Origin of the sequence: Pelagibius marinus (genome assembly GCF_014925385.1) — a bacterium.
Classification (GTDB): Bacteria; Pseudomonadota; Alphaproteobacteria; order Kiloniellales; family Kiloniellaceae; genus Pelagibius; species Pelagibius marinus.
Window position 1 is genome coordinate 105275 of sequence record NZ_JACSDK010000001.1, and the last position, 12670, is coordinate 117944.

Sequence of the window (12670 nt, forward strand, 5' to 3'; positions counted from 1 at the left end):
ACGACAACCATGCTCCGTACCCTCCGGTCCCTGCTGCGCTTCCAGCGCATCGCCCGCACCCTGGCGCGCCACGACGCCCTGGCGCCGCTGGAGGAGATGGGCGTGGCGCCCGGCCTGGTGTGGTTCGCCCGCCGCTTCTCGCGCCGCCAGGCGGAGGGACGGCCGGGCGAGAAGCTGGCCCGCGCCCTCACCGAGATGGGGCCGAGCTTCATCAAGCTGGGCCAGGCGCTGTCCACCCGCGCCGACCTGGTGGGCGAGCAGATCGCGCTGGACCTGGCCGAGCTGCAGGATCACCTGCCGCCCTTCGACACCGCCATCGCACGCGAGATCATCGAGGAAGAGCTGGGCCGGACGGTCGAAGAGCTGTTCCTTTCCTTCGACCCGGAGCCGGTCTCCGCCGCCTCCATCGCCCAGGTGCATCACGCCACCGTGGCCCCGCAAGAGGAGGCCGAAGAAGAGGGCGAGGGTGAAGGCGGCGAAACCCGGCCGCGCGAACCGCTGCAGGTGGCGGTGAAGATCCTGCGGCCCGGCATCGAGAAGGCCTTCGACCGTGACCTGGAGTTCTTCTACTGGGTGGCCGAGCTGATCGAGCGCACCCAGCCCAAGCTGCGCCGCTTCCGCCCGGTGGAGGCCGTGCGCGTCTTCGAGAACACCGTGCGACTGGAAATGGACCTGCGCATGGAAGGGGCGGCGGCCTCCGAGTTGGCGGAGAACTTCGCCGGGGACCCGACCTATAACGTGCCGGCCATCGACTGGCGGCGGTCCTCGCGCCGGGTGCTGACCATGTCGCGGGTCAGCGGCATCCCCATGGACGACCGCGCCGCGCTGCAGGCCGCCGGCCACGACCTGGGGGACGTCCTGACCAAGGCGGCAGGCATCTTCTTCAACCAGGTCTTCCGCGACGGCTTCTTCCACGGCGACCAGCACCCCGGCAACATGTGGGTCGACCGCGAGGGCAATATCCTGGCCGTCGACTTCGGCATCATGGGGCGCATGGACTGGCGCACCCGGCGCCACCTGGCCGACATGCTGATCGCCACGCTGGACGGCGACTATCACCGGCTGGCCGCGGTCTACATGGAGGCCGGCTACCTGCCGCAGAGCCGCGACCTCGACGTCTTCGCCCAGGCACTGCGCTCGGTCTGCGAGCCCATCGCCGGGCGGCCGCTGAACGAAATCTCTTTCGCGCGGCTGCTGGCGCAGCTGCTGCGCCTCACCGAATCCTTCGAGCTGCCGGTGCAGCCGCAGTTGCTGCTGTTGCAGAAGAACATGCTGATGGCCGAGGGCGTGAGCCGCAGCCTCGATCCCTCGCTCAACATCTGGACCCTGGCCCAGCCGCTGATCGACGCCTGGATGCGCGAGAACCGCGGCCCCGAGGCGCGCCTGCGCGAGGGCGTGGAGGACGTGCTGCACGGCCTGCGCCAGCTCCCCGCCCTGGCCGACAACCTGGAGCGCGCCACCGAGGAACTGGCCGCCGGGCGCATCCGCCTGCACCCGGAGACCATCGCCCGCCTGACCAACCGGCCGGGCGGGAACCTGGGACGCTGGGCCCTGCCGGTCGCCGTGGCCGCGCTGGTCATCGCCCTGGTCGCCCTGCTTTAGGGCGGCCCGCCATTTCCGTCTCCGAAAAAGAGCGACAAATGGACCCGCCTGTTCTTCGAAGGCGCGCCCGGCGACGCAAGTCTTCAGCCTGACTTCAGTTCAGCTTCCTTAAGTCAGCCTCGAGGCGATACAACGACGGCTTTTCGCCTTCCTGTTGTTTACCTGAGCCCGTCGCCGTGCAGGGCACGGCTCATAGAATTTGTTGTGGTTTATGAAATGCCGTATTCTTCAAGTCTCGGCGTTCGGATTCATGGAGGGCAATGCAAATGCTGTCCCGCCGTTCTGTCGTTGCCGCGGTTCTCGCTGGCGTCCCGGCTCTCGGCTTTGTCCGAGCCCGCGCACAAGAGTCGAAACAGGTACTGATCCGCGCGGTCTATTATCGTGATTTTCGGCCCTACTCCTTCTTTGATGAAGAGGAGGGAAGGATGCGCGGCATTCTCATCGACCTGATGGGAGTCCTTGGTGAGGCCTGTGGCTATGCCATGACGCACGAGGGATTCCCCTGGGCGCGTGCGCAATACATGGTAGCCAACGATCTTGCGGATGCTTTGTGCTGCCCCATCACCGAGAAACGAAAGGAATACGTCTATTTCGCCCCCACGATCGTGACCCCGCTGGCAGAAGCCCATTTATTCGTCACCGTCGACAATCCCCGTGCCGATGAGATCCGCGCCGTCCATTCCAAGGAAGGACTCTACGCCTTCAACGTGGTGGATTTCATCGGAAACAGCTCCGGCGAACACATCTGGCAAGACCACCCGCAACGGCTAACCGTCAGAAACATCCAGCAGATTCTCAAGATGCTGCTGCGGGGCCGCGCGGACTTTTACTACGCCGACCCGCTGGTGACGTGGATCCAACTGGCCGAACTGGGCGTGCTCGATAAGTTCTTCAGTATCCCTGCCGACTATGTGACCAAAGGGCACAGGGGCGCCATGAGCTTCGGCCTGCGCAAGACCTATCCCGACGCGCAGGCCGTCGTCGCCCGGGTGGAGGAGGCAATCCGGACGGAGATCACACCGGACCTGCACGACGGGATCATCGCCCGCTATACCAGATGACAGGGCGCACCGGATCACTGACAAGATGATCTAACTCCCTGGGAAAGCGCTGGAAACCGGCTTTGCTTGCCTTCCCGCAGGCAAGCCCCTAGGTTATTCACGCTTCGTTGCCGTGAAATATGGGCTTAACCGCTGTGCTGACTGGTAAACGGGTTCTTCTGATCGTCTCGGGGGGCATCGCCGCCTACAAGTCGCTGGAACTGATCCGCCGTCTCAAGGAAAGGGGCGCGGCGGTGCGCTGCGTGCTGACCCGGGCCGGCGCCCAGTTCGTGACGCCGCTGTCGCTCTCGGCGCTGAGCGGCGACAAGGTCTACGGCGAGCTCTTCGACCTCACCGACGAAGCGGAGATGGGCCACATCCAGCTGTCGCGCGACGCCGACCTGCTGGTGGTGGCGCCGGCCAGCGCCGACCTGCTGGCCAAGATGACCCAGGGCCGCGCCGACGACCTGGCCTCCACCGCCCTGCTGGCCACCGACAAGCCCGTCCTGGTCGCCCCGGCCATGAACGTGCGCATGTGGGAGCATCCGGCGACGCAGGCCAACATCGCCGCCCTGAAGCAGCGCGGCGTCCTGACCGTCGGCCCCAACGAGGGTGACATGGCCTGCGGCGAGTACGGCTTCGGGCGCATGGCCGAGCCCCACGAGATTCTGGCGGCCATCGAAGCCGCCCTCGATGCCCCGCGTCCGCTCAGCGGCCTGCGCGCCCTGGTGACCAGCGGGCCGACCCACGAGCCCATCGACCCGGTGCGCTACATCGCCAACCGCTCCTCCGGCAAGCAGGGCCACGCCATCGCCGCCGCCCTGGCGCGCCACGGCGCCGAGACCACCCTGGTCTCCGGCCCCAGCCAGCTGCCGGACCCCGAGGGCCTGAAGACCGTGCACGTGGAAACCGCCCAGGAGATGCTGGCCGCCTGTCGCGCCACCCTGCCGGTGGAGATCGCGGTCTGCGCCGCCGCCGTGGCCGACTGGCGCGTCGCCGCCGCGGCCCAGCAAAAGCTCAAGAAGGACAACGGCATCCCCGCCGCCTTGGAGTTGAAGCAGAACCCCGACATCCTGGCCGCGCTGTCGCAGGCGGGCCCGGAGCGCCCCAGCCTGGTGATCGGCTTCGCCGCCGAGACCGAAAAGGTGATCGAGCAGGGCCGCGCCAAGCTGACGCGCAAGGGCTGCGACTGGATCCTCGCCAACGACGTGGCGCCGGGCACGGCGACATTCGGAGGTGACGACAACCGTATTCACCTGATCACGGCCGAGGGCGTCGACGACTGGCCGCAGATGACCAAGGCGGAGGTGGCCGAGCGCCTCTGCCGGCAGATCGCCGTGACCCTCGGACGCTAAACAAGACGAAGAACAAGAACCTGACAGGGACCGCGTAGACCGACATGACCGCTCTCAGCGTTGCCATCAAGCGCCTCGACCACGCCGCCGACCTCAGCCTGCCCGCCTATGCCACCAGTGACTCCGCCGGCATGGACCTGCTGGCCGCCGTCGAGCAGACGGTGACCCTGGCGCCCGGCGAAAGGCGCCTCATTCCCACCGGCATTGCCATCGCCCTGCCGCCGGGCACCGAGGCGCAGGTCCGCCCGCGCTCCGGCCTGGCCCTGAAGCAGGGCGTCACGGTGCTGAACGCGCCGGGCACCATCGATGCCGACTACCGCGGCGAGGTCGGGGTGATCCTGATCAACCACGGCGACCAGCCCTTCGTCGTCGAACGCGGCAGCCGCATCGCCCAGATGGTGGTGGCGGCCTATGCCCGCGTCGCCTGGACGGTGAGCGACGACCTGGAGGAAAGCGCCCGCGGCGCCGGCGGCTTCGGCTCCACCGGCGTCGGCGCCCAGGACAATGTGGCGGGCGACAAAGCCGCGGCGGGCGACTGAACCATGCTGAGACTCTCGAAAAAGCTGCTCTTCGCCATCGAGGCCGTGGTCGACATCGCCTACCACGCCGGCGCCGGGCCGGTGCGCTCCACCGACATCTCGCGCCGCCAGGGCATCCCGCGGCGCTACCTGGAGCAGGTGCTGCAGCAGCTCGTGCACCACGACATCCTCTCCGGCCAGCGCGGCCCCAAGGGCGGCTACCGCCTGGCGCGCGAGCGCCGGCGCATCTCCGTCGGCGAGATCATCCGCATCGTGCGGCAGCTGGAGGGCACCAGCGACCCGGCCGCCGACCCGGAAGGCTCGGAGTTGGGCGTGAAGGTGCTGAGGCCGATCTGGATCGACATGCAACGCCAGATGATGGAGCGCTTCGACAACCTGACCATCGAGGAGCTCTGCGAGAGGGCGCGCGAGCAGGGCATCACCAGCGAGGCCCGGCAGATCACCGATTTCACGATCTAGGGAAGAGCAGGAAACACCACTTCAGGGAACGGACGGCGCAACATGGAAGCAGTGAAGGCAGAGACATCTGCCCAGGAAACGGGTGAGTTCCGCGGCAAAATCTACGACTCCATCCTCGACACCATCGGCGCCACGCCCATCGTGCGGGTGCCGAAGCTTGCCGCCGCCTACGGCGCCAAGGCCGACATCGCCGGCAAGTGCGAGTTCTTCAACCCCCTGGCCTCGGTGAAGGACCGCATCGGCCTGGCCATGGTCGAGGCGCTGGAGCGCGAGGGCAAGCTGAAGGAAGGCGGCATGATCGTCGAGCCGACCAGCGGCAACACCGGCATCGCCCTGGCCTTCGTCTGCGCCGCCAAGGGCTACCGCCTGATCCTCACCATGCCGGAGACCATGTCCCAGGAACGCCGCAAGATGCTGCGCCTGCTGGGCGCCGAGCTGGTGCTGACCGAGGGCGCCAAGGGCATGACCGGGGCGCTGGCCAAGGCCGAGGAGATCCTGGCCGAGAACCCCGGCGCTGTCATGCCGCAGCAGTTCAACAACCCGGCCAACCCGGCGATCCACGAGCGCACCACGGCGGAGGAAATCTGGAAGGACACCGGCGGCAAGGTGGATGTCGTCGTTTCCGGCGTCGGCACCGGCGGGACGCTGACCGGCGTCGGCCGTGTCCTGAAGGCCCGCAAGCCGGGGCTGAAGATGGTGGCGGTGGAACCGGAGGACAGCCCCGTGCTGTCCGGCGGCCAGCCGGGCCCGCACAAGATCCAGGGCATCGGCCCCGGCTTCGTGCCCGGCAACCTGGACACCGCCCTGATCGACGAAGTCCTGCCCATCGGCAACGACACGGCCTTCCGCATGGCGCGCAAGGCCGCGGCCCTGGAGGGCCTGCCGGTCGGGATTTCCTCCGGCGCCGCCCTCTGCGCGGCCATGGAGATCGGCGAGCGCCCGGAGATGGAAGGCAAGCTGATCGTCGCCATCCTGCCGTCCTTCGCCGAACGCTACCTTTCGACGGCGCTCTTCGAAGGGCTGTAAGGAGTTCATTTTCGTTGTCATGCTCGGGCGTGACCCGAGCATCCATGGCAAGGCCGGACCGGGCCGGCGCAAGCTGAGGAATGGACCCTCGGGTCAAGCCCGAGGGTGACGACCGAGTGGCGGAAGCGTCCGAGTGCGCCCCCTCACACCCCCTTTGTCCAACAGGCTCAAGGCGCTAGAGCAACCCGCGTCCAGAGGGACGCGGACAAGTTGCTCTAACCTTTTAAGATAGATCAATTTATCCTCGACCAGGTGATTCCACCTGGTCGAGGATTGATCTAGACTTCGCCCCATGGATTTCAGCGACGACCAGATCGACCGCTACGCGCGCCACCTGGTGCTGCCGGAGATCGGCGAGGAGGGCCAGGAAAGGTTGCTGAAGGCCCGGGTGCTGGTGATCGGCGCCGGCGGCCTCGGCTCGCCGCTGCTGCTCTACCTCGCGGCCGCCGGTATCGGCACGCTCGGCATCGTCGACGACGACGTGGTCGACCTCTCCAACCTGCAGCGCCAGGTGCTGCACGACACCGCCAACATCGGCATGGCCAAGGTGGAGTCCGCCCGGCGGCGGATCGCCGAGATCAATCCCGAGGTGACGGTCGAGGCGCACAACCAGCGCCTCTCGCCCGACAACGCCCTGGACCTGATCGGCCGCTACGATCTGGTGGCCGACGGCTCCGACAACTTCCCGACCCGCTATCTGGCCAACGACGCCTGCTACCTGGCGGGCAAGACCCTGGTCTCCGCCGCCATCATGCGTTTCGACGGCCAGCTCTCCACCTTTAAGGCTTATGAGGGCAAAGCGCACGAGGGCGGGACGCCCTGCTACCGCTGCCTCTTCGGCCCGCAGCCGGGCGACCCCAAGGAAAGCTGCGCCGACGTCGGCGTGCTCGGCGCGCTGGCCGGCACGCTGGGCGCCCTGCAGGCCAACGAGGTGGTGAAGGAGATCCTCGGCATCGGCAGCTCGCTGGCCGGCCAGCTGGTGCTCTTCGATTCCCTGGAGACCACCTTCCGCAAGGTGAGCGTGCCGCGCGACCCCGACTGCGCCCTCTGCGGCTCCCAGGCGACCATCCGCGACCTCAAGACCGTGGACTACCGGACCGGCGAGCCGCTCTGCGCGGTTTAGGAGCGTCTTCCGGGCGGCACGGAAATCGCCTAGAGTCCAAGGCCTTGTCACCTGCCGCTTCGGGAGCCGCCGCTTGACCCTTCGCCCGATCCTGCTCGCCGTCCTGCTCGGCCTTTTCGCCTCCGCCGCCTCGGCCAAGCCCGCTGTCGTCTATTCCGTCGGCGGCAAGTTCGACGGCTCCTTCAACGAGGCCGCCTACGACGGTGCCCAGCGCTTCAAGGAGGAGACCGGCGAGGACTACGGCGAGTTCGAGATTTCCACCCAGGCTCAGAGCGAGCAGGCATTGCGCAACTTCGCCCAGCGCGGCTTCTCGCCCATCGTCGCCATCGGCTTCACCCACGCCTCGGCCCTGGCCAGCGTGGCCCCGCAGTTCCCCGACACCCGCTTCGCCATCGTCGACTCCGTGGTCGAGGCACCCAACGTGCAGTCGGTGGTGTTCAGGGAGCAGGAGGGGTCCTACGTCGTCGGCCTGCTGGCGGCCATGGCCTCCCAGTCGCACACCATCGGCTTCGTCGGCGGCATGGACATCCCTCTGATCCGCAAGTTCGCCTGCGGCTACATCCAGGGCGCGCGCAGCGCCGACCCCAAGGTGACGGTGCTGGTCAACATGACCGGGCCGACGCCGGCGGCCTGGAGCGACCCGGTGCGCGGCGGCGAACTGGCGCGCTCCCAGATCGAGCAGGGCGCCGACGTCATCATCCAGGCGGCCGGCGGTACCGGCATCGGCGTGCTGCAGGCAGCCGCCGACGCGGGCATCCTGGGCATCGGCACGGACTCCAACCAGAACGCCCTGCATCCCGGCAAGGTGCTGACCTCCTTGAGAAAGCGCATCGACAACGTGGTCTACGACAACTTCGTCACCGCGCTGGACGGCACCTGGCAGCCCGGCGTCCAGGTCAAGGGCCTGGCCGAGGGCGGCCTGGACTGGGTGATCGACGACGACAACGTGCGCCTCATAACCCAGGAGATGGAAGCCGCCGCCGAGGCGGCCGAGGAGGGCATCGCCGGCGGCAGCATCAAGGTGCACGACGTCACCCGCGACGGCCCCTGTCCCTTCAAGTAAGGGCTCAGTGAAATAACCGGATGTGGCGATGATCCGCCTCGCCCTTCGAGACGGCGCTCACGCACTTCCTCAGGGTGAGGCTAACCAACGAAACCCGACCTCGTGCTGAGGAGCTTGCGCAGCAAGCGTCTCGAAGCATGAAGCCGTGAGCGCTCCTAAAGGATTGCCTTGAAGGTGCTGGTCACCGGCAGGTGCCAGTCCAGCTCCGTGTTGGTGTGGTGCAGGGCCAGGGGCACGGTGACGTCGACGGGAATGCCGGCGCGCGAGTTGAAGGCGCCGAAAAGGTCCCACTGGCCCATCACGTCGACAATGTCGGTGAAGGCCGGCGGCATGGCGATGACCGCGCTGACGGTGATGATCCTGGTATCGCGGGCAATCGGCAGGCTGGGGCCGTCATAACGCACCAGGGCGTTGAGCGCCTCGGAGAGCACCAGGTTGCCCTTGGAGTGGCCGGTCAGCAAGTCGAAGTCGAAGCGTGGGTCGCGCAGCAGGCCCAGCACCGCCGCCGTGTCGTCGCCGCGCCGCTCGCCGAAGAGCGCCGGCACGGTGCCGACCAGGGAGTGCTGCTCCAGCAGTTCCTCCAGCTCCTGCTCGAAGTGGCGCAGGCGGTTGCGGGCGCTGAAGAAGAACCAGCCGCCCAGCGCCTCGGTCACGAAGTCGCCCAGGCCATAGCCGGAAACCACCGCGGCCACCGGCGCGCCCAGGGCGTCGGCGACGTTGCGCGCGAAGGCGGCCGAGCCCAGGGCCGAGCTGCCGACCCCGGCCACCGCCAGGCCGCGCAGCGGCCCCGCGGCCTCGCCGGCCTGGATCAGGGCGTCGCGCCCGGCGCAGAGCTTGAGCTCACCCGCACCCGTCGGCGGCACGTAGAGCAGGGAGCCCTCGCGGGCCAGCCAGGGGCTGATCGCCCGGGCCTCGGCCCCCGCGATGCGGGAGACGTCGTAGAACAGGGTATCGAGGAGGGCGTTCCTCTGGTGGAAGGCCTCCAGAAACGGCGCGGCCTCGGCCGGGTCCAGCGTGGCAGTGGGCAGGCAGGCCGCGCGGGCCGCCTGGGTATCCTGAAGCGTGGCAAGGGACGAGAGCATGCGGGGACCTCCTGTTGCGGGTCGCGGCAGGCAAAGCGGCCCTCAGCTTAGGCTTAAGGCGCTATTTCGCAACTGCGAAAAGAGTCGCAGGGCCGCCCCGGCTAGATGCCGTCCTTACGGAACGCCAGGCGCGTCCAGGAGATTTCCGGGCGATGGAAGAAACCGTCATCATGGTCCTGCTGGAACACCGGCACCAGGCCTTCGGGTGCGGCAAGAGCGATGGTTTCCGCGCCGGTTATTTCGAACATGCGGCGCCCGGGCGGCACCGGGCCATGGCGCAGGGTGAGGATCAGCACGCCGCCGGCCGCCAGCAGACGCGCCACCGCCGGCATTCCCCGGCGGCGCTGGTCCGCGTCGAGATGCATCCAGACGGCAGTCATCATGATGACGTCGAAGGCGCCGGGGCGGTCGGCCAGCCGCGCCAGCTCCGGCAGGCTGTCGTCGATCCATTCGATGCTCGATGCGCAATGCAGGGCCTTGCCCGGCTCGCGCAGTCCGGCGGTCGGCTCCACGGCAACCACCCGATGACCGCGCGCGGCCAGCGCCGCCGCGTCGCGCCCGGTGCCGGCGCCGATGTCGAGCACGGCGGCGGGCGGCGGCGGCAGCAGGTGCAGCACGTCGGCATGCGCGATGTCGAAAACCGGACGTTCGTAGCTGTCGACGAGGTTGGGGGCCTCTTCGCCGTAGCCTTCGGTACCGCTGACGACGGGGCCGTCTTCCATGGGATTCGAGTGCCCGTCGCCTAGAACATCGTCTCGAGGACGCGGTCCGGCGGGGTGTGGCCGTCGACGAAGGTCTTGATGGAGATGATGACCTTCTCGCCCATGGCGATGCGCCCCTCGATGGTGGCCGAGCCCATGTGCGGCAGCAGCACCACGTTGTCGAGGCGGATCAGCTTGGGATTGACCGCCGGCTCGTGCTCGAAGACGTCCAGGCCGGCGCCGGCGATCTCGCCGGCCTCCAGGGCGCGGGTGAGCGCATTCTCGTCCACCACCTCGCCGCGCGAGGTGTTGACGATGTAGGCGTCCTCGCGCAGCAGCTTGAGGCGGCGCGCCGAGAGCAGGTGGAAGGTGGCCGGGGTGTGCGGGCAGTTGATGGAGATGATGTCCATGCGGGACAGCATCTGGTCGAGGCTCTCCCAGTAGGTCGCCTCCAACTCCTCCTCCACCGAGGGGTGCACGCGCCGCCGGTTGTGATAGTGGATCGACATGCCGAAGCCCTTGGCCCGGCGCGCCACGGCGCTGCCGATGCGGCCCATGCCGATGATGCCCAGGCGCTTGCCGTTGACCCGGTGGCCCAGCATGCCGGTCGGCGCCCAGCCCTGCCACTCGCCGGTGCGCACCAGGCGCTCGCCCTCGGCCAGGCGCCGCGGCACCGAGAGGATGAGGGCCATGGTCATGTCCGCCGTGTCCTCGGTCAGGACACCCGGGGTGTTGGTCACGGTGATGCCGCGCTGGCGTGCCGTCTTCAGGTCGATGTGGTCGACGCCGGTGCCGAAGGAGGCGATCAGCTTCAGCTGCGGGCCGGCCTGGGACAGCACCGCCGCGTCGATGCGGTCGGTCACCGTGGGCACCAGGACCTCCGCCTCCTTTACCGCCTCGATGAGCTGCGCCTGGCTCATCGGCTTGTCCTCGATGTTCAGGTGACAGTCGAAGAGCTCCATCATCCGCGTCTCGATGACGTCGGGCAGGCGGCGGGTGACGATTACGCGGACCTTCTTGTGGGGCATTGCTTCCTAACTCGAAATGCGGGCCGGGAAGGCCACGGTCATGACCATGCGATGGGCGAAAAGGCTGGAAGCCCGCGGGGCCGGCCAAGCTTCCGGCGCCCCGGGTTCGCGCCTTGCCATAGCAGGCGGGGCGGCGGCTTGTCCAGGGGACAGCCCACTTTCCGGGCCTCCGGCGGGCATTCCGCCTCCGGGCCGGGAAAATTCCGGGGCAGGCGGGCGGACAGGCGGCGGGGCCGTCTTGACCCGGCGCGAGGGCGGGGGGTAGGAGGAAAACATGCCGAGGCTTCATCAGCTGGCCCCCATCGCGAGGATCTCCCTGCTCGCCGCCCTGCTCCTCTTGGGCTGGAGCGGGCCTGCCCGGGTGCAGGAGGCCCCTGAGGGCGCTTCCCAGGGCGGCGGGGAGGAAACCCAGGCGCCCCCCGGGCGCCCGGCGCCGCCGGGGCGCACGGGCCTGCCGCTGCCGAGGTTCGTCACCCTGCGCGCCGACGAGGTGAACCTGCGCATCGGCCCGGGCATCCGCTATCCCATCGACTGGGTCTACCACCGGGCCGGCCTGCCGGTGGAGATCATCGACGAGTTCGACACCTGGCGGCGCATCCGCGACTGGCAGGGCACCGAGGGCTGGGTGCACCAGTCCATGGTCCAGGGCCAGCGCGGCATCCTGGTCACCGGCAAGCGCCACACCCTGCGCCGCCGCCCGGAGGCCGAGGCCCCCGGCGTGGCCCTGGTCGACGCCGGCGTGGTGGGGGTGCTGGAGCGCTGCGAGACCGACTGGTGCAAGGTCAGCGTCGACGGCTACAGCGGCTGGCTGCAGCGCGGCGCCTTCTACGGCCTCTATCCCGGCGAAAAGGTGGAGTAGGGACAGAAAAACTCCCCGCCCTTCGAGACGGCCCTTTCAGGGCCCCCTCAGGACGAGGAGTTTATCGTGCCTTTACCCGCCTCACCCTGAGGAGGACAGAGCCCGTCTCGAAGGGTGAGAGCCCCGGCGCTTCAGTCGAAATCCTGGGCCAGGGCGGCGCGCACGTCTTCCGACAGGATGGTCATGTGACCGTATTCCGGGTGGGTGAAGCCCAGGATGACGCGGGTGCCCGGGGTCTTGAACCTCTCGGCCTGGGCGTCGGTGAAGGGGAAGTGGATGAACTGCACCGAGGAGGCCTTGCCGTCGGCGGTGGTGCGGTCCACATCCTCCTCCGGCTTGCCGACGATGCGCTCGCCGTCGACCTCGAAGAAGGCCGTCTCCTCGATGCCGCCCAGCTTGGAGAGGAAGGTCTTGCGGCGCAGGGCGTCGTCGATCTCGAACATCACCGTGGCGACCAGCTCGCGGCCCTGCGGGATCAGCGGGTTGTAGGCGCTGAGCTCGTCGGCGATCTGCTCCTCGCCGCCCTTTTCGATGTAGAGCATCTCGTGGACCTGGGCCCACATGGTCTCGTAGTTCTCGAAGTAGAAGGTGCAGACCGGGCCGACGTCCTGGCGGCGGAACTTCTTCTTGGCGACGAGGTCGCGGCGCAGCTCCCGGCGCTCGGCCTCGTAGGTCGCCATCGGAAGAATGTCTTCGCGGGTGATCTCTTTCTTCATGGCAAGTCCGGTGCTCATCTCGTTCAACTCCTCTTCATCTGAGGCCGGCGGCGCGTGGCCGCCACCCCTTTGGCCGA

13 protein-coding genes are annotated in these 12670 nt (G+C 68.3%); 9 read left to right on the forward strand and 4 right to left on the reverse strand.

Features of this window, described 5'->3' with window-relative positions:
- The first annotated feature begins 9 nt into the window (after positions 1–9).
- From ubiB to H7X47_RS00525, 8 genes are all read left to right on the forward strand, one after another.
- Positions 10–1602, forward strand: a complete 1593-nt coding sequence (gene ubiB, locus H7X47_RS00490) for a 2-polyprenylphenol 6-hydroxylase (protein WP_193366653.1) — start codon at positions 10–12, stop codon at positions 1600–1602.
- Positions 1603–1868: 266 nt separating this feature from the next.
- Complete coding sequence (locus H7X47_RS00495) at positions 1869–2663, forward strand: substrate-binding periplasmic protein (RefSeq protein ID WP_193366654.1); 795 nt, start codon at positions 1869–1871, stop codon at positions 2661–2663.
- A 134-nt stretch (positions 2664–2797) separates the two neighbouring features.
- Positions 2798–3997 (forward strand): bifunctional phosphopantothenoylcysteine decarboxylase/phosphopantothenate--cysteine ligase CoaBC, encoded by a 1200-nt coding sequence (gene coaBC / locus H7X47_RS00500; RefSeq protein ID WP_322096436.1) that lies wholly within the window; start codon positions 2798–2800, stop codon positions 3995–3997.
- A gap of 44 nt (positions 3998–4041) precedes the next feature.
- Positions 4042–4536, forward strand: a complete 495-nt coding sequence (gene dut / locus H7X47_RS00505; protein WP_193366656.1) for a dUTP diphosphatase — start codon at positions 4042–4044, stop codon at positions 4534–4536.
- Between the two features lie 3 nt (positions 4537–4539).
- Complete coding sequence (locus H7X47_RS00510) at positions 4540–4995, forward strand: RrF2 family transcriptional regulator (RefSeq protein WP_193366657.1); 456 nt, start codon at positions 4540–4542, stop codon at positions 4993–4995.
- Positions 4996–5037: 42 nt separating this feature from the next.
- Positions 5038–6021 carry a cysteine synthase A gene (gene cysK / locus H7X47_RS00515; RefSeq protein ID WP_193366658.1) on the forward strand — a complete coding sequence of 328 codons (984 nt, stop codon included), beginning with the start codon at positions 5038–5040 and terminating at the stop codon, positions 6019–6021.
- Between the two features lie 292 nt (positions 6022–6313).
- Positions 6314–7144 (forward strand): HesA/MoeB/ThiF family protein, encoded by an 831-nt coding sequence (locus H7X47_RS00520; protein ID WP_193366659.1) that lies wholly within the window; start codon positions 6314–6316, stop codon positions 7142–7144.
- Between the two features lie 73 nt (positions 7145–7217).
- Positions 7218–8207 (forward strand): BMP family lipoprotein, encoded by a 990-nt coding sequence (locus H7X47_RS00525; protein ID WP_193366660.1) that lies wholly within the window; start codon positions 7218–7220, stop codon positions 8205–8207.
- A 155-nt stretch (positions 8208–8362) separates the two neighbouring features.
- On the opposite strand, the gene H7X47_RS00530 is transcribed toward H7X47_RS00525, so the two are convergent.
- From H7X47_RS00530 to H7X47_RS00540, 3 genes are all read right to left on the reverse strand, one after another.
- A complete protein-coding gene (locus H7X47_RS00530) occupies positions 8363–9289 on the reverse strand; it encodes a hypothetical protein (protein ID WP_193366661.1) in 927 nt (308 codons plus the stop codon).
- 101 nt (positions 9290–9390) lie between these two features.
- On the reverse strand, positions 9391–10011 hold the full coding sequence (locus H7X47_RS00535) for a class I SAM-dependent methyltransferase (RefSeq protein WP_193366662.1): 621 nt from the start codon (positions 10009–10011) through the stop codon (positions 9391–9393).
- Between the two features lie 20 nt (positions 10012–10031).
- The gene (locus tag H7X47_RS00540; protein WP_193366663.1) at positions 10032–11018 is read right to left on the reverse strand and encodes a 2-hydroxyacid dehydrogenase; all 987 of its coding nucleotides are present in this window, start codon (positions 11016–11018) and stop codon (positions 10032–10034) included.
- A 274-nt stretch (positions 11019–11292) separates the two neighbouring features.
- Between H7X47_RS00540 and H7X47_RS00545 the strand changes: the two genes are divergently transcribed.
- A complete protein-coding gene (locus tag H7X47_RS00545) occupies positions 11293–11877 on the forward strand; it encodes an SH3 domain-containing protein (RefSeq protein ID WP_193366664.1) in 585 nt (194 codons plus the stop codon).
- Positions 11878–12008: 131 nt separating this feature from the next.
- Here the strand turns inward: H7X47_RS00545 and H7X47_RS00550 are convergent, their stop codons facing one another.
- Positions 12009–12611: a DUF3501 family protein gene (locus tag H7X47_RS00550; protein WP_227010100.1), complete on the reverse strand. Its 603-nt coding sequence runs from the start codon at positions 12609–12611 to the stop codon at positions 12009–12011.
- Between the last annotated feature and the right edge of the window lie 59 nt (positions 12612–12670).